We start from the raw sequence: 16,825 nt of genomic DNA, 5'->3' as shown, positions 1-16,825 counted from the left end.
ATTTTTACTGTTTACATTATAATCCTACCTGCAAGCCAACAGAAATGGTTTTCATCTGCGGATACTGGTAATAGGTAGTTCCTTCGATGGACTGTTCAGGATCCATTCCCTTATGCCCATAGAAGGTGAGCAGGTTCTCCGCAAGTGCATACACTTTTACATTTTTCAATCCGGCCCTGCGAACAAGATTGTCAGGCAGGTTATAACCGAGCTGTGCGGTCTTCAGCCTTGCATAAGTGGCGTCATAAAGCCAGCGGCTGGAAGTTTGTGTAAAGCTGAGATCGTCTGTGGTGGCGCGGGGCACATTGGTTGCCTTATTATCGGGCGTCCAGCGGTTAAGCAGTTCTGTGCTCCAGTTGCGGCCGGGATTCAATCCGCCTGACATCAGCTGTACATAATCAAGGTCAAGCACTTTACCTCCGAGGCTGTAGGCGAGTACGAAGCTGAGCTCAAAATCCTTATAGCTGAGTGAGCTGGTAAAGCCACCGGTGAGATCAGGAAGGGCCGTGCCCACATTGTAGAGTGTTCCTGAGCTGTAGGTGCCGGTTGTTTCTTTTTTGCCGTCCGCTGTAGTTTTGTACCAGAGCGGGTTTCCGGTGTTTGGATCTACGCCGGCCCATTCGCGGATAAAGAAATCGTAGATAGAACCACCCACGGCCAGCCTTTTGGTGCCACTGATGATCTCTTTCTGGGGAAGTTCCAGTATTTCATTTTTGTTGTGAGCGAAGTTGACGCCCACCTGCCATCTCCAGTCCTTATTGCTGACAGGAACAGCATTCAGCTCCACTTCAACACCGCTGTTGCGCAGCTTGCCGATATTGGCGCTGATGGAAGTAAACCCCGTGGAACCTGCCATGGGCCTTCCGTATAGCAGGTCCTTGCTGGTTCTGATATAATAGTTAACGGTCCCGTACAAGCGATTCTTAAAGAATCCGAAATCGGTCCCCAGGTTGAGTACCAGGTTGCTTTCCCAGCGAAGGTCGGGTGTGGGGAGCCTCGATGTGATGATACCGCCATTACCGAGATTGTTCTTGATGGCGTAAAGTGCCAGGTAGTTGTAATAACCTGTGAGCGCGTCGTTACCGGAAGCGCCATAGCTGGCTTTGAGCGTGAGCGAGCTGAGCCAGTTCACGGATTTGAGGAATTCTTCTTCAGACAATCTCCAGCTTGCACCGGCAGACCAGAAAGTACCCCAGCGGGAATCGGGAGAAAAGCGGCTGCTGCCATCGCGGCGGATCGATGCGGTAGCAAAATATTTTCCGAGATAATTGTATTGGCCCTGCCCGAAGAAACTGAGTTTCGCATATTCATCAGAGTTACCAGTGAAATCATTCAGCTGTGAAGCAGCGTTTGGTTCATAGAGGTCGGCCAGCGTGAATTTCTGACGGCTGCCGCTGAGGTCGCCGGTATTGAGCTGGTAGAATTCCTGGCCGGCCAGCAGGTTGAGGTGGTGGCCCGACTGGAAGTCCAGATCATAAGTAATGATATTGTTGAACGTATAGCTGAGGAAGCGGCTATTGCTTTTGCTCACAGAGCCTCCGATGCCTGCATCCTCACCCACCAGGGGATTGGTATAGAAATGCGAATTGGCGTTGATATAATCCAGGTTGAAGCTGGTCTTTACTTTCAGGTTGGCGAGGATGGCTGCTTCCAGGAAGGTCCTGGCAGAAATGTTCTCGCGCGTGTACCTTGATTTATTCAATGGTTGTGATCCGATCAGGTTGTAACGTGGCAATGCGCCATTGGGCCTGTAAGTGCCGTAATCGAATTGTTGCTGACCTTTTGCATCCAGCTTGTAGCTGCCATCAGGATTGCGCTGGTAGATGGGGTAGAAGCTGGGGATGGTCCTGCCAAACAATACCACGTTGGCCTGACGGCTGTCTGCAGAAACCGGATAGTCCTGCGAAGTGGAGCTACCATTCAGGTTCAATCCAACCTTCAGCCATTTCTTAGCCTGGATGGTGAGATTGCTTCTGAAATTATAGCGTTTGAAACCGGAGCCGAGAAAGGCGCCTTCATTATTCGTATATCCGGTACCGATATAGTAAGTGGTCTTGTCCGATCCCCCGCTTACATTCACCTGTGCCTGTGTGTATTTGGCTGGTTGAAGCATGGCGTCTTCCCAATCGTCGTTCCAGAGTGGCGTTGCGCCTGCCACGATCTTGCCGTTCAATCCAACAGGAGTTGGATAGTTTGCGCCATAAGGATTGATAGCGAGTTCTGATACAAGATTGTTGGTTGCTGTTTGAGCAGCCTGTTCTGCGCTTTGTCCGTTGGTGATGGCTTTATTGCGCAGCGCTTCCCAGAAATATTCAAAGTACTGATTGGTGCCGATCTTGTCGTAGTCCTTAACGGCGCGGCTGCTCCATCCCTGGTTGAGGGTGGCGTTCACGGCAATGTCCTCACCTTTCTTTCCCTGTTTGGTGGTGATGATGATCACGCCATTGGCGGCGCGGGATCCGTAGAGGTTGGCTGCAGCGGCATCTTTCAGGATATTGACCGATGCAATATCCGCCGGATCAATTGCATTGATGTCTCCATCATACGGAGCGCCATCGATCACGAAGAGGGGAGCGCTGCTGGCATTGATAGAGCCCACACCGCGGATGCGGATAGCAGAGTTATTTCCTGGTTGACCATTTGCGGAAGTGGTTTGAATGCCCGGCGCCAGTCCCTGCAATGCATTGGTGAGGTTGGGCGTAAGGCGGTTATTGATCTTGTCTGATCCGATAACACTTACTGCGCCGGGATAGCCGGAGCGTTTTACAGTTGTGTAGGCAACGGCTACCACTTCTTCGAGTGTGGAATTGGATGCCTTCAGCAGGATGGTGATATTGTTATCTGATTTCGCATCCACTTCAATGGTTTCCCTTCCTACAAAGGAGATGGAAAGCACTGCTTTTCCGTCGGGCAGTTCCAATTTGAATTTTCCCTGTTGATCTGTAGTGGTGATAAGGGATGATCTGTTCACTGTGATAGTGGCCCCTTCGAGGGGTTGCTTGCTTTCGGCAGTCAGCACAACACCCTGCAGGGTTCTTTTTTGTGCGTATAGCCCGATGCTGATGAGCAATGTCAGCAGAAGGGTTACATTTTTCTTAAGCATAACTTATTTATATTAATAGTAGACATGAAATTCCCGTTCCGGTGCAATGTCCGGTTTATGGCAAAACATCGGTTGTACAGGACAGTTAGTCCCGTTTCAGTTTCTTACTTTGTGTTCAAGTTGTGATGGGTGGTAGTATCTACCGCATACAGCAGCAACAACAACTAAGTTGCATGCGGTTATGTGAAGTGCATAAAAGTGGCAGAGTGGACAATACAGTTTTCATTTCAATGTGACTTTTATTTAGACAACAATCTACCAGAAAGTGATGCAACGGAAGTAAAACAGATTTGCAGGAAGTTTTCAACTACCTCATCTTTCTCCTGATCAGGAGCAGGAATTAGCACCTTATACCTGGTTGGTACAGGTTGCCAAGACGTCTCAGGGCCCTTCCCTCGGTCTATTCTGGATAAGTTGTTGTGAAAGAACTGATGTTTGAGGGTGCAAATATAAAATGCAATTGTTAGTCCACCAAAAAAGTAGGGTAATGATTGCCGAAAAGATATTTGAATGGTCATATTCAAGGAATAACTGTTCAGGAAAAATGGTTGGAGTGAAATTGTTTGTCGCTTTCGAGTCCTCACAGTGTCTTTTGCAATGAGACCTGCTCGGCATGGGGCCCCTGATCTTTCTATCTCTTTGCAATCATTCTCATTGCATCTTCAAAGAAAACGATCACATCCCGCTTCTTTCCATTGACAAACACTTTGAAAGTGCTTCCATTTTTCCTGGTTACAAGTAAATACGGGCAATAGGTGGAAGGTACATTCGTGATACTGTCTATCGATTTGATATCTTCATAAAAGGCATACTCGATCTGAGTTTTGCTGCTATCATGTTCGTCTATCCAATACTTCGCGATCCGTTTCTCCGTGAAGAAATTCCCTGCATTCTTAAACTTGTAATTGGAGTAGAATTTTATGATCTGTTCATTCTTATCCAGCAGACCAAGTTTCTTAATATAGCTTGTTTCCTGGCCAGGCATCTCTTTGCCGGATTTGATCTTGTTGCAGGCAATCAGGCAGATGATAGCCATTGCTGCAATAATGGAAAAGCGCTTGTTGATCATGGTTATAGGCTTATCAGGGTTCGGTCTGTTTGGATTTGATCATGCTATTTCATCCTGTTCAGGTATTCTTCCATCTTTTCACGATTCGCATTTGTTTTTTTAAGGTTCAGTAAGAGATCACATTCGTAGTTTTGAGTGTCTTCATTCCATGCGGCTTCACCTATGAAAGCGCCTCTTTCAACTGTTTCTCCTTTTTTCAATTGTACATCTTTCAGATCGCTCACTACCCAAAAAGTGGTGGAGTCGGTTTTAAACATTACGGCATATGTTCCTTCTATCTCGAAAGTGGTGATCACTGTTGCCTTACCGGGGCAGTACACATTTGCCGACTGCGATTGCAAACCGATCCCGATCATTTTCGGTTCACGACATCCGTTAGGGTTTACAATTGCTGGTCTTTCCACTGCGTTCACCAGAAAATATCTGATGCTGTCTGCTGTTGGGTTGGGGGACGATTGCGCCATTCCAACCGGAGTTGTCAGTGCAAGGATAAAGCTAGCCCCCAATGCTTTTAAGATGCTCATTTGCTGAAGGTTGCTTTCGGTTTTAAAATATGAAATATCGGGCAGACACGCAAGTGCCGCTCCGTACCTGCTTTTCGAATAACGGCAGGATAGCGTGATCAGTATGCGTGAAAGAATCATAAACCAGCCTTTCAGACAGATTTAACAGTTGGCCGGCCTGTACGCAAAAAAAAGCCGCTCCCATCGGGAACGGCTTCAATATGCTGTATAAAACGATTAGAGGTGGATAGCTTCGCCATACGCCACTTCGATAGCGTCTTTCACACTTTCGCTGATGGTGGGGTGTGGGTGGATGCTGTTCAGCACTTCATGGTAGGTGGTTTCCAGTTTGCGGCCTACCACTGTTTCGATGATCATCTCCGTTACATTGTAACCGATCATATGAGTACCGAGCCATTCGCCGTATTTGGCGTCGAAGATCACTTTTACGAAACCTTCGGTATGGCCTGCTGCAGAAGCTTTACCGGATGCGCTGAGCGGGAATTTGCCCACTTTGATCTCGTAGCCGGCTTCTTTCGCCTGTTTCTCTGTGAAGCCAACAGAAGCGATCTCAGGTGTGCAATAAGTACATCCTGGTACGTTACCATAGTCGAGCGCTTCAGGCTGGTGGTTGTATTTTTTCTCGTTGTAGGCAATGTTCTCCACACAGATGATGCCTTCTTTGCTGGCAACATGTGCGAGAGCCTGGCCGGGGGCGCAGTCGCCGATCGCATAGAAACCGGGAACATTGGTTTGATAATATTTATCTACAGCAACGCGGCCTTTATCGGTTTTGATGCCGAGAGTTTCCAGTCCGATGCCTTCGATATTGGCGGCAACACCAACTGCGCTGAGCAGTACGTCTGCTTCGAGCACCACTTCACCATTGGCAGTTTTCACTTTCGCTTTCACGCCATTGCCTGAAGTATCTACAGAAGTTACTTCAGCATTGGTCATTACTTCGATGCCTTGTTTCTTGAAATTCTTTTCCAGTTCTTTCGATACGTCTTCGTCTTCAACAGGAACGATGCGCGGGAGGAATTCCACGATGGTAACTTTTGTTCCGAGGGCATTGTAAAAATAACCGAACTCAACACCGATAGCGCCTGATCCAACCACGATGATGCTCTTTGGTTGTGTGGGCAATGTCATGGCTTCACGATAGCCGATGATCTTTTTGCCATCCTGTTTCAGGGCAGGCAGTTCGCGGCTGCGGCCGCCGGTTGCTATGATTACATGTTTTCCTTCAACGATCTGTTTCTTACCATCGGCAGCAGTAACTTCCACCTGGCCTTTTGCTTTCAGTACGCCATTGCCCGGGATCACATCGATCTTGTTCTTCTTCATGAGGAACTGAACGCCCTTGCTCATCTTATCAGCCACACCGCGGCTACGCTTGATAACAGCAGCGAAATCGTGCTTACCGGAAGCTTCAATACCAAAATCCTTTGCATGATTGATATATTCCATTACCGATGCGCTCTTCAGGAGGGCCTTGGTTGGGATACAACCCCAGTTGAGGCAGATGCCACCCAGGCTTTCCCTTTCAATGATAGCGGTCTTTAATCCAAGCTGAGATGCACGGATAGCCGCCACATATCCACCAGGGCCGCTACCGATAACTATTACGTCGTATGCCATATTCGGTTCGAGATTTTTATAATGATGATTTCAGTTCTGTTCGATAAGCACCTGTTCCTCATTGGGCAGCAAGGTTTTCTTACGACCCGCGAAACTAGTCCAAAAAGCCAAAAAACCCAAAAAACGAAGGATAGCCCCGATTTGTTTCGATCTGCACAAAAAAAATCAATATAATTCTGTTCAGAATGCCGACCCTGCTCAACTGCCGGATTCATACTGAACCATACCAGGATAATCTTGTCATTGTTATTTGTTAACTTGTTCAATCAAGTTAAGGTAATATGAAAAGAATCCTTCGTTATTTACTCTATCTCATCCTGTTGGTGCTGATTGTTTTTTCCGGCTATGCGCTGGTGAGTGGGAAGACCTACCTGTTCAAAGCAGTGTACCACAATTTTGCAGACATAGACGATTATGAAGTGTTCGCCAATAACACCATCACTACCGGTGAGCATCAGCCCTGGCCATTGTCTGCATCGTACAATAAAGTTGTGATGCCTGCCGATCTTCATCAGTTGCTGGAAAAGATCCAGTCCGTTGCGGTGGTGGCTATCAAGCATGATTCCTTGTTGTATGAAGAATATTGGGATGGTTATTCCGATTCATCCTGGTCAGGTTCTTTCTCTGTTGCCAAGAGTATCACCAGCCTGCTGATGGGCGCTGCACTGAAAGATAGCTCCGTTGCATCTTTGCAGGACCCTGTAGGTAAATACCTGCCAGAATTCAGCCAGGGAGAAAAAGCAAAAGTGAAGATCATCGATCTCCTCACCATGAGCAGCGGAACAGATTTCAATGAAGCATATGCAGATCCTTTATCGATCACAACTGAATTATATTATGGTTCCGACGCATATAAAACTGCTACTGGAGTGAATATGTCCAATCAGCCCGGTACACTACATCGTTACAAATCCGGCGATACCCAACTGCTGGGACTGCTGATCGAGAAGGCCACCAAAAAATCACTCAGCGCCTACGCTGCTGAAAAACTCTGGCATCCCATCGGTGCTGAGCATCCCGCGCTCTGGAGTACCGATCATACAGGCGGACATATCAAAGCCTATTGCTGCTTCAATACAAATGCACGTGATTTTGCGAGGATCGGACAGTTGATGCTGGACAGTGGCCGCTGGAAAGGGCAGGAGATCATCAATCCGGATTACTATGCCAAATCCGTCGAACCCTGTATGATCCCGGATGATTCGGGCAAACCCTGCGATTATTACGGTTATCAGTGGTGGATCTATCCGGGACAGGAAAAAATATTTTATGCCCGGGGTATCCTGGGACAGTACATTATCGTTATTCCTTCGAAAGACCTTGTACTGGTGAGGCTGGGCAAGAAAAGGGGAGAGAGGGAACCTGCCACGCACAGTCTTGAGGAAGTGGCCGGACTGGTCCGCTGGGGCATGAAATTGTGAACAAATCCCTGATTACCTTTGTTGTTGCATCATCAACGATTATGAAATTAGATATACTCGCCATCGGCGTTCACCCCGATGATGTGGAACTCGGATGTTCCGGTACACTCATCAACGAAATCAAACTTGGTAAAAAGGCAGGCATCCTGGACCTCACGCAAGGTGAACTGGGAACAAGAGGAACCGTTGAAACCCGTTATGCAGAAGCTGCAAAAGCCGCTGCCATCATGGGTGTTCATGTGAGGGAAAACCTCAAAATGCGCGACGGTTTCTTCCGGAATGATGAAGAGCACAAACTACAGCTCATCTCCGCCATCCGCAAATACCAACCCGATATTATCCTGGCCAATGCACTGGACGACCGCCATCCGGACCATGGAAGGGCAGGTCACCTTATTTCCGATGCCTGCTTTCTCAGCGGGCTGGTAAAGATCGAGACCAGGGACGAAAAAGGTAATATCCAACCCAAATGGCGCCCGAAATACGTGTTGCACTATATGCAGGACTGGTACCATGAACCGATGCTCCTGATTGATATAAGCGATGTATTTGAGCAGAGAATGAATGCAATAGCAGCTTATTCAACCCAATTCCATACCAATGCCAGTGGAGAGGAAGGTCCTCAAACCTATATTTCCACCCCCGATTTCCTGGACAGCGTGATCGCCCGTGCCCGGATGCTCGGCAAAAGAATTGGCGTGAAATATGCAGAAGGGTTTACCAGCGAGAAAAAGATCGGTATACGTAATCTTGACGCGCTGGTGACAGTAGAAACCTGATAATTAGCAAGGTTTTATGGGTTTTGAACCGTAACTTTGCGCCTTTAATTAATGTTCTTAGTCCCTGTATAATTTTAAAATGGCGACACCTAAATTTGCGAATGTTCCTCACTCTTTTCACTCTGAATTGAAGCGCAGGATCAGTGAGTACTTCCTCGAAGTAGGTAAATCTCAGACCGGGAACTCCAGCCTGTTCACTAAAGCAGTGATCCTCGGCGTTAGTTTCCTGGCTGTGTATATTCACCTCGTTTTCTTCACTCCCAATCTTTTCTTTCAGATCCTTGAAAGCATCATCCTTGGGGGACTGGTTGCCGCTATCGGCTTCAACGTGATGCACGACGGCGCTCACGGAAGCTTCAGCAAATACAAATGGCTGAATACCTTCGCCTCTTTCTCACTCAATATCCTCGGTGGCAACAGCTTCATGTGGAATGTGAAGCATAACGTTATCCATCATGCGTACACCAATGTGGATGGCGTGGATGACGATATCGATATCCAGCCCTGGATGCGCATGAGCACCACTCAGAAAAAATACAAACTCCACAAATACCAGCATATCTATTTCTGGTTCCTGTACTCATTGCTGTACATCTTCTGGATCTTCGTGCTGGATTATCAAAAATACTTCAAGAGCAAGATCGGCAACATGCCACTGAAGAGAATGAAGCTTTCCGATCATCTCGTGTTCTGGGGCTTCAAAGTACTGCACCTTTTCATGTTTGTGGTATTGCCCATCATGATGGTTGGATTCTCCAGCTGGGCTATCAGTTTCCTCATCTTCACCCTGGTGGCCGGCCTGGTGCTGAGCCTCGTGTTCCAACTGGCGCACACGGTTGAGCATACAGCTTTCCCTGTGCCCGACGAGAATACCGGTAAACTGGAAGATGAATGGGCTGTTCACCAGATCAAGACCACTGCCAATTTCGCTACCAACAACAAATTGGTGAGCTGGCTGGTAGGTGGACTGAATTTCCAGATCGAGCACCATCTTTTCCCCAAGATCTCTCACGTGCATTATCCGGCTATCAGCAAGATCATCCGGAAAACCTGCCAGGAGTATGGTATCAACTACATCGAGTATCCCCGTGTGCGTTATGCGGTGGCCTCTCACGTAGCTTTCCTGAAGCAGATGGGATCTGCCGCGTAGTCACAGCATTTTAACAACGGAAATCCTTCCATTTTTATAACTTTGCACCCTCAAAAGTCAAAGATAAAATCGTCTATGTCTAAAGTAAAAGTTGGGCTGGTGCAAATGACCTGCACAGCCAGTAAAGAAGAGAATCTTCAGAAAGCGGTGGCCAAAGTCAAAGAGGCTGCTGATAAGGGCGCACAGATCGTATGCCTTCAGGAGCTTTTCACTTCACTGTACTTCTGCGATGTGGAGGATTATGAAAACTTCAAACTGGCAGAGCCTATCCCCGGACCTTCCACCGAAACGCTGCAGTCCGTAGCCAGGGAAAAAGGCGTGGTGATCATTGCTTCCCTGTTTGAAAAGAGAACGCAGGGTATCTATCACAATACCACAGCCGTGATCGATGCAGATGGCGCTTACCTCGGCAAGTACCGCAAAATGCATATCCCGGATGATCCGGCTTATTACGAAAAATTCTACTTCACTCCCGGCGACCTCGGGTATAAAGTGTTCAAAACAAAATTCGCCACCATCGGTGTGCTGATCTGCTGGGATCAATGGTATCCTGAAGCATCACGCATCACTGCGCTTATGGGCGCAGAGATCCTGTTCTATCCCACCGCCATCGGCTGGGCCACTTCACAGGACGAAGCCACCAACAGCGAGCAATACAATGCATGGCAGACCATCCAGCGCAGTCATGCTGTTGCCAACGGTGTACATGTGGTGAGCGTGAACAGGGTTGGACTGGAACAGAACGGCGCCATGAAGTTCTGGGGCGGTTCTTTTGTGGCCAATCCATTCGGCAACCTGCTGTACCTGGCTTCCCACGATAAAGAAGAGATCCATGTACAGGAACTGGACATTGCGCTGAGCGATCGCTACCGTACGCACTGGCCTTTCCTGCGCGACAGACGCATCGACTCTTACCAACCGATCACCAAAAGATTTATCGACGAAGATTAACCTGTTCATCGCAGTATAAAATCAACCTTCATGGAATCAACCACTCCCGGACAGCTCGGCTATGTGTTCCCGGCTGAATTTGCGCCACATACCGCAACCTGGCTCAGCTGGCCGCATAAAGAAGCAAGCTGGCCCGGAAAGATCCACACCATCTATCCTTTCTACAGCCAGTTTGTAAGAGAACTTGCACTCAGTGAAAAAGTACGGATCAATGTAGTGGATGAAGCCATGAAAGCCTTTGCAACAAAGCATCTGCAGGATGCACAGGTAGATATGGGCCAGGTGGAATTCTTCCTCCATCCCACCAATGATGCCTGGTGCCGCGATCACGGTCCGGCCTTCCTCATCAATCCTGCTGCTGAGCAAAAGAAAGTGGTGGTGGACTGGGGCTACAATGCCTGGGGTGGAAAATATCCTCCATTTGATCTGGATGATGTGATCCCAACTTTGATCGCCAAACATTTTAATCTTCCTGTTTACAATCCGGGTATCGTAATGGAAGGCGGCTCTGTTGAGTTCAACGGAAAAGGAACATTGCTTACTTCTACAGCCTGCCTGCTCAATCCTAACCGTAACCCTCACCTGAACCAGGGCCAGATTGAAAACTACCTCCGCAATTATTACGGAGTAGAGCAGATCCTCTGGGTGGATGAAGGAATTGTGGGAGATGATACCGATGGACATATCGATGACACCATCCGTTTCGTGAATGAAGATACTGTGCTCACTGTTGTTGAAACCAATAAGCAGGACGAGAACTACGAGCTCCTGCAGCATAACCTGCGACAATTGAAACAGATGCGACTGATCAATGGTAAACAACTCAATATTATCGAACTGCCCATGCCTGAGGCTGTTGATTTTGACGAGCAGCGCCTGCCGGCTTCTTACGCCAATTTTTACATCGCCAATAAATCAGTGATCGTTCCTACTTATCGTTGTGCGGCTGATGATATGGCACTGCAGATCATCCAGCAAAGTTTCCCGGATAGGAAAGTGGTGGGGATCGATAGTACGGAGATCATCTGGGGATTAGGAAGCTTCCATTGTTTGAGCCAGCAGGAGCCTGCGGTGTAGGCTATTATTCGGGGAGATCTGATAATGTTTCCTGAAATTGTTGTTTCAAGACTGGAAGATCTTTTTGAGCTATTTCCCATACCAGGTGGGGATTGACTGAGAAATATTCATGAATAGATATATTTCTGAATCCCGGTGAGCTGTCCTTTCATAGATAAGTATCTTGTCCTTGTCGATATAAGGTTTTACCAGGTGAGAAAGTCCTTCGGTTGTAACAAGGTCTACTTTTTTATGTAACAATTCTTCAAGATCGGATTGGTAAATGAAGAATTTCATACCAATAGGTTGGGAATGATCAAGCTCTACCAGAATATCGATATCGCTTTTGGAATCAGCTTCGCCGCGAGCCATCGATCCAAACAAATAGGCTCTTTTAACAGGGATACCTGCAAAGAATTGTTGGAGTAATAATCGATCTTGTATTGAAAGCTGCATATTGTAAATTTAAGCAATTCGCTACTAATAACAAATTGAAGGTAATATGCCTGTTTCTCTTAGTTTTTCCGCGCTATAAAAAATACTTCCGCTCCCTGCCTTGGTTTGATGGAATTGTAGCAGGGCTCCATCTTCATCAGATCAAGGTATTTCTGGAAAACAGGAATGTAGGATTCCATTTTTCCACCGAAAGGAGGGGCGCTATCGAATTCCCTGTTGAACAGAACTCCTGCGATGATACCGCCTGGAGCCAGCAATTCCTGTACATGCTGCACATATTTCTCCCTGTATTGCGGCGGAAACACACAAAAGAAAGTCTGCTCGAGTATGAGATCGTATTGGCCGGTATGATCAAAGAAATCTCCGGTGATCACTGTTAGTTGTTTGCCAGCGTACGACTGTAATTTCTCTGTGAAGCTTTTAGTGAGTACCGGGGACAGATCTATTACAGTAACATGCTGAAACCCTTGCTGTAACAGGTATTCAGCTTCGTAGCCATTGCCGCAGCCGGGAATGAGGATACGGGTATTCTTATCAGTTAGTTGATCGATATATTCTTTCAGTGGCGTTGATGGGGAACCGATATCCCAGCCTGGTTTGTAATGGAGGTACTGATCGTCCCAGTAAGCCGCATCGAACATGTTTTCCTGCATAATGTGAAAATTATTGCGACTGCTTTCTATTGTTCAATTCGTTGAGCATGGCGGCCAGTTCCCGTTGGTATTGTTCCATTTCTTCAGGATTGGTCAGGGTTCTGCCATTGACTTTGAACGAAGCAATGCCAGAACTATTCTTCTCCAACTCGAACTTATTGCCGTTGGGCATTTTCAATGCGATGATATCGGGAGATGAAGAACTGTAAGTCCACACAGAGTCTCGTTTACCGCCGGAAGAGACGGCTTCTCTGATCTCTTTGGGGATAGGTTGATCGCGGGTGAAATACAGGATACCGGCGATCAATATTGCCAGCATAAGGATGGCTGCATAGACGCGGATGGGCCTGTTCTCTTTGGAAGACGATCTGTTGGATCTGCCCGGAGTTTTAGCGCTGCTTGTCATGAGATGAATGATTTCTCATTACAAGATACAGCTTTGCTCACAGGTTTTGCAAATACTTGTATCCGCTGCCGGTATTCAACATGAGAATATTTTCATCATTACGGATCAAGCCTTCTTTGATCAATTGCTGCAATGCCACCCATAGTGCTGCGCCTTCTGGAGCTATCAGCATTCCTTCTTCCCTTGCGATCAGCTTTACTGCGTCTATCATGGCTTCATCACTGATGGCAATGGGAAGTCCTCCGGATCCATGCAGCACGCGCATGATCATGTTCTCTGCAAAGGGATGCGGAACTGCAAGGCCATAGGCGAGCGATGCCCGTCCCACATACTCTTTCACAGAATTAATATTTCCTGCAAATCTTTCTGCAATTGGCTGGCAATTGGCTGCCTGTACAGCGATCATACGCGGGCGTTTGGAACCGATCCAGCCCATTGTTTCCATTTCATCAAATGCCTTCCACATACCGAGCAATCCTGTACCGCCGCCGGTGGGGTAGAGGATCACATCGGGAAGATCGAAATTGAATTGCTCTGCAATTTCGTATCCCATAGTTTTCTTTCCTTCCAGGCGGTAAGGTTCCTTCATTGTGGAAATATCGAAAAAGGGAAGGCTCTGTTTCAGTGTGGCAACCCGTCTGGCGCAGTCGCTGATCAATCCATCCACCAGCACCAGGTCTGCACCGAACAGCCTGCATTCTTCCTTGAACACATCCGGTGTATGCGATGGCATCACTACTACGGCCTTCATTCCTGCTGCAGCGCAATATGCGGCCAAAGCGCCGCCTGCATTACCGGCAGTGGGAACAATGCAACCTTCAAACCCAAACTCCTTGGCCTTGCTCACGGCGGCACTGATTCCACGCGCCTTGAATGAACCTGTCGGATTGCCGGATTCATCTTTGATATGGAAAAAAGGAAGATCGAATTTTTCGGTTAGACGTTTGGGATAGATCACGGGCGTCATGCCTTCTCCCAGGCTCACGATATTTTCCGGGTCCAGTACCGGCAGCATTTCAGCATACCGCCACATTGTTGATGGACGTTGTTGCAATACTGATGGAGAAATCCGGGGAAGATCGTATTCCGCGATCAGCGGCTGCTGGCAGCAGGAGGAAAATGTTTGTGGCTCAAAGATGGAGAACGCATTTCCGCAGGATGAGCATACCAGCCGGGCTAATGTGCTGTGTTGTTGTGCTACTTTCATAAACTCACTATTACTCGCTAATGACCCTGTAAATGTAGGAAGACGCTGCACAGCCGCTAATGCCGTTTAATTATACGCTATAACTTTTTGTTATAACGAAGGGCCAGTTTGATGAATAACTGGTTGATCCTGTCTGCTTCGGAGTCACGCCTTTGTACAAAGTAGAAGTCGCGCTGGATACTCATTCCAGGGATATTGAGCCGGACCAGCTCTCCGTTTTTGAGTTGCTTCACTACTGAACGGAGCGGAAGGAAGCCAACGCAAGTGTCATCCAGGAGGAAATTTTTGAGGGCTTCCGTACCACCCAGCACAATCTTATGACGGATGTCTGCAATACTCATTTTGTTTTTTTGCAGGGCTTCTGTAACGGCCTGCAGAGTGCCGGATCCCCTTTCGCGCAGTGCCACAGGGATCTGTTTGAGCTCTTCAGGTTGTATACTTTTCTTCTTTGTGAGTGGACTTCTTGCACTGCAGATGGGCACTACTTCATCGGAGATAAAGAACTGGTACTTCACGGAAGTAAGTTGTTTCTTTCCTTCGGTAACGCCAAGATCGATCTCGTGATCCAGCAGTGCTTTAAGAATATTTTCCGAGTTGCGGTTAACGAGTGTAAGATCGATGTTCGGATATTGCTGATGGAATGCAGAGAATACGGGAGGGATCACGTACAGTGTGATGGTAGTGCTGGTGCCCAATGTGAGCGAGCCTTTGGCCTGATGGATATCTTCCTGCCGGCTCATATCGAACGATAATTGCCGCTGCAGTTCTCTTGCTTTGGTTACATAATCCAACAGCAATTTCCCTTCAGTAGTGAGAGAGATGGCATTCCCTTTTCTTTCAAACAAACTGGCGCCGTAATTCTTTTCAAGGGTTTGAATATGCCGGGTAATTGCAGGCTGAGAGATGAACATAGCCTCCGCTGCACGGGAAAAGCTGAGTTGGGAGGCCACTTCAAAAAACACTTCATGACTGAAACTGATCATAGCCCGGCGTTTGTATGAAGTTAGAGAAAATTCAGCCACCCGCCCGGGTATTCAGACAGCTAAGCCGTTTTCTTAGCCCGCTCTTCAAAAAAAGTGTAAATCAGTATCGCTGTATTCGCCAGCAGGAAGCTGAGCAGGGTAGGTACAAAATCCTTACCGGTATGGAGTTTCGTCAGGGCAACCCCGATACTGTCTCCCGGATTATTGATAGCCTTCAACGCAAACAGGTAGCCGATATAAGCGCAAATAGTAGCCAGCAGGTAAGCCTTCAGGGGCTGCATTTTGATCAGTTTACTGAACAAGAGCAGAAACAGAAGCAAAACAACAAAAGCTGCAAACTGAAGGGCCATAAAAATGGTATACCAACCGGTATCCGGCCAGGTGAACTTCAGTCCGATATAGGTGAGGCCTGCGCAGAGAGCGAATGCGTAAGCCACTTTTTTCAGGATCATCATAAATTCTCAGATAAAAAAGAAGGTTGCACCGCAAAGGTACAACCTCGTATAAGCAATTAGCGCTGAATTATTCGTGAATAGCCACAATGGGAATATGGCTATGATAAGCCAGTCTCTTCGTATGACTGGTTTTGAACAGTCCGCTGAGGAAGCTGTTGCGTTTCGGAACGATCACAATGGCGTCGATTGCCCTGTCGATAGAGAACTGGCTGATCGCTTCCTGAAAATCATATTGACGGATAAAATAGAACTCAGGGTTGTATCCGCTAAACATTTTTTCCAGTTTTACCCTTTCTGCCTTGTATTCATCGGTGATGTCCACATAATGCTCACTGTCTACATTCACCACGTGCAGGGAGGCATTGAAGAGTTTCAGCACGGCCTTGATAGGTGCTACAGGCGTTGTGGTTTCCACTTCCTTGAGGTCGGAAGCCAGTGCGATGTTCTTGATGGGGTGGTAAGTGGCATCGGGAGGGATGATCATTACCGGGCAGATACCTTTATCAACCAGGTTGAGGGTATTGCTTCCCATGAAGATCTGTTCGAGACGGGTAGCGCCGGTGATGCCCATCACCACCAGGTCGATACCATGATGTCTCACATATCGGTCAAGGTTATCCACCAGGGATGAACCTGCTTCAGCTACGATTTCGATTTTTGCCTGAGGAGCCAGCGCAATGAGTTCGGCTTTCAGGTTGTTAAGTGCTTCGGTCAGCACAATCATCCGGTCATTCTCTGTTTCAGTCAGCAAAGAACCATCTGAGCCCGCAGCAACTAAGTCATGCAGATTGTACAGAATAATCGTGGCGTCCTGATCATTGGCTACGGCCTGAACGGCAAACCTGGCAGCGTTTTTAGAGGTGTCAGAAAAATCCGTTGGTACGAGGAATTTTTTCATTGTTCAGTTGGTTTTTTTTGAAAGATACATAAACACGAATAAAAAACCAGCCCCATTTTAAATGAATACGATGATTTGCAGTATTCAATGAATG

The 16,825-nt window shown here is 47.5% G+C and carries 17 protein-coding genes and 1 riboswitch; of the genes, 5 read left to right on the top strand and 12 right to left on the bottom strand.

The window, feature by feature from the left end; translation table 11 throughout:
- Positions 1-16: 16 nt before the first annotated feature.
- The 4 genes from FSB84_RS28225 to lpdA form a co-directional block, all read right to left on the bottom strand.
- The gene (locus FSB84_RS28225; protein ID WP_130543809.1) at positions 17-3,103 is read right to left on the bottom strand and encodes a SusC/RagA family TonB-linked outer membrane protein; all 3,087 of its coding nucleotides are present in this window, start codon (positions 3,101-3,103) and stop codon (positions 17-19) included.
- Between the two features lie 309 nt (positions 3,104-3,412).
- Positions 3,413-3,519: riboswitch (SAM riboswitch) on the bottom strand.
- Between the two features lie 215 nt (positions 3,520-3,734).
- The gene (locus tag FSB84_RS28220) at positions 3,735-4,172 is read right to left on the bottom strand and encodes a hypothetical protein (RefSeq protein WP_130543808.1); all 438 of its coding nucleotides are present in this window, start codon (positions 4,170-4,172) and stop codon (positions 3,735-3,737) included.
- Positions 4,173-4,216: 44 nt separating this feature from the next.
- On the bottom strand, positions 4,217-4,696 hold the full coding sequence (locus tag FSB84_RS28215) for a hypothetical protein (protein WP_130543807.1): 480 nt from the start codon (positions 4,694-4,696) through the stop codon (positions 4,217-4,219).
- Between the two features lie 216 nt (positions 4,697-4,912).
- Positions 4,913-6,316 (bottom strand): dihydrolipoyl dehydrogenase, encoded by a 1,404-nt coding sequence (lpdA, locus tag FSB84_RS28210; protein ID WP_130543806.1) that lies wholly within the window; start codon positions 6,314-6,316, stop codon positions 4,913-4,915.
- Between the two features lie 281 nt (positions 6,317-6,597).
- On the opposite strand from lpdA, the gene FSB84_RS28205 reads away from it, so the two are divergent.
- The 5 genes from FSB84_RS28205 to FSB84_RS28185 all read left to right on the top strand — a co-directional run bounded on the left by FSB84_RS28205 (position 6,598) and on the right by FSB84_RS28185 (position 11,694).
- Positions 6,598-7,737 (top strand): serine hydrolase domain-containing protein, encoded by a 1,140-nt coding sequence (locus FSB84_RS28205; protein ID WP_130543805.1) that lies wholly within the window; start codon positions 6,598-6,600, stop codon positions 7,735-7,737.
- Positions 7,738-7,778: 41 nt separating this feature from the next.
- Positions 7,779-8,516 (top strand): bacillithiol biosynthesis deacetylase BshB1, encoded by a 738-nt coding sequence (bshB1, locus tag FSB84_RS28200; RefSeq protein ID WP_130543804.1) that lies wholly within the window; start codon positions 7,779-7,781, stop codon positions 8,514-8,516.
- Between the two features lie 79 nt (positions 8,517-8,595).
- On the top strand, positions 8,596-9,666 hold the full coding sequence (locus tag FSB84_RS28195) for a fatty acid desaturase family protein (protein ID WP_130543803.1): 1,071 nt from the start codon (positions 8,596-8,598) through the stop codon (positions 9,664-9,666).
- Positions 9,667-9,741: 75 nt separating this feature from the next.
- Entirely contained in the window at positions 9,742-10,617 is an 876-nt protein-coding gene (locus FSB84_RS28190; protein WP_130543802.1) for a carbon-nitrogen hydrolase, read from the top strand.
- 30 nt (positions 10,618-10,647) lie between these two features.
- Complete coding sequence (locus tag FSB84_RS28185) at positions 10,648-11,694, top strand: agmatine deiminase family protein (RefSeq protein ID WP_130543801.1); 1,047 nt, start codon at positions 10,648-10,650, stop codon at positions 11,692-11,694.
- A gap of 4 nt (positions 11,695-11,698) precedes the next feature.
- On the opposite strand, the gene FSB84_RS31775 is transcribed toward FSB84_RS28185, so the two are convergent.
- The 8 genes from FSB84_RS31775 to FSB84_RS28145 all read right to left on the bottom strand — a co-directional run bounded on the left by FSB84_RS31775 (position 11,699) and on the right by FSB84_RS28145 (position 16,731).
- On the bottom strand, positions 11,699-11,779 hold the full coding sequence (locus tag FSB84_RS31775) for a ribonuclease HepT family protein (RefSeq protein ID WP_394367104.1): 81 nt from the start codon (positions 11,777-11,779) through the stop codon (positions 11,699-11,701).
- On the bottom strand, positions 11,764-12,129 hold the full coding sequence (locus FSB84_RS28175; RefSeq protein ID WP_130543800.1) for a nucleotidyltransferase family protein: 366 nt from the start codon (positions 12,127-12,129) through the stop codon (positions 11,764-11,766). Before FSB84_RS28175 ends, FSB84_RS31775 begins: the two co-directional genes overlap by 16 nt.
- A 59-nt stretch (positions 12,130-12,188) precedes the next feature.
- Positions 12,189-12,782, bottom strand: coding sequence for a methyltransferase domain-containing protein (locus FSB84_RS28170; RefSeq protein WP_207234336.1), 594 nt, complete (start codon positions 12,780-12,782; stop codon positions 12,189-12,191).
- A 10-nt stretch (positions 12,783-12,792) separates the two neighbouring features.
- Positions 12,793-13,188, bottom strand: a complete 396-nt coding sequence (locus tag FSB84_RS28165) for a hypothetical protein (protein WP_130543799.1) — start codon at positions 13,186-13,188, stop codon at positions 12,793-12,795.
- Between the two features lie 37 nt (positions 13,189-13,225).
- The gene (locus FSB84_RS28160) at positions 13,226-14,395 is read right to left on the bottom strand and encodes a threonine synthase (protein ID WP_130543798.1); all 1,170 of its coding nucleotides are present in this window, start codon (positions 14,393-14,395) and stop codon (positions 13,226-13,228) included.
- Between the two features lie 77 nt (positions 14,396-14,472).
- On the bottom strand, positions 14,473-15,378 hold the full coding sequence (locus tag FSB84_RS28155) for a LysR substrate-binding domain-containing protein (protein ID WP_130543797.1): 906 nt from the start codon (positions 15,376-15,378) through the stop codon (positions 14,473-14,475).
- 59 nt (positions 15,379-15,437) lie between these two features.
- Positions 15,438-15,833, bottom strand: a complete 396-nt coding sequence (locus FSB84_RS28150) for a hypothetical protein (RefSeq protein WP_130543796.1) — start codon at positions 15,831-15,833, stop codon at positions 15,438-15,440.
- A 67-nt stretch (positions 15,834-15,900) separates the two neighbouring features.
- On the bottom strand, positions 15,901-16,731 hold the full coding sequence (locus FSB84_RS28145) for a universal stress protein (RefSeq protein WP_130543795.1): 831 nt from the start codon (positions 16,729-16,731) through the stop codon (positions 15,901-15,903).
- Positions 16,732-16,825: the final 94 nt, after the last annotated feature.

Origin of the sequence: Pseudobacter ginsenosidimutans (assembly GCF_007970185.1) — a bacterium.
Lineage (GTDB): Bacteria > Bacteroidota > Bacteroidia > Chitinophagales > Chitinophagaceae > Pseudobacter > Pseudobacter ginsenosidimutans.
Note: the sequence above shows the minus strand (reverse complement) of the source record. Positions and strands in the feature narration are given on the sequence as shown.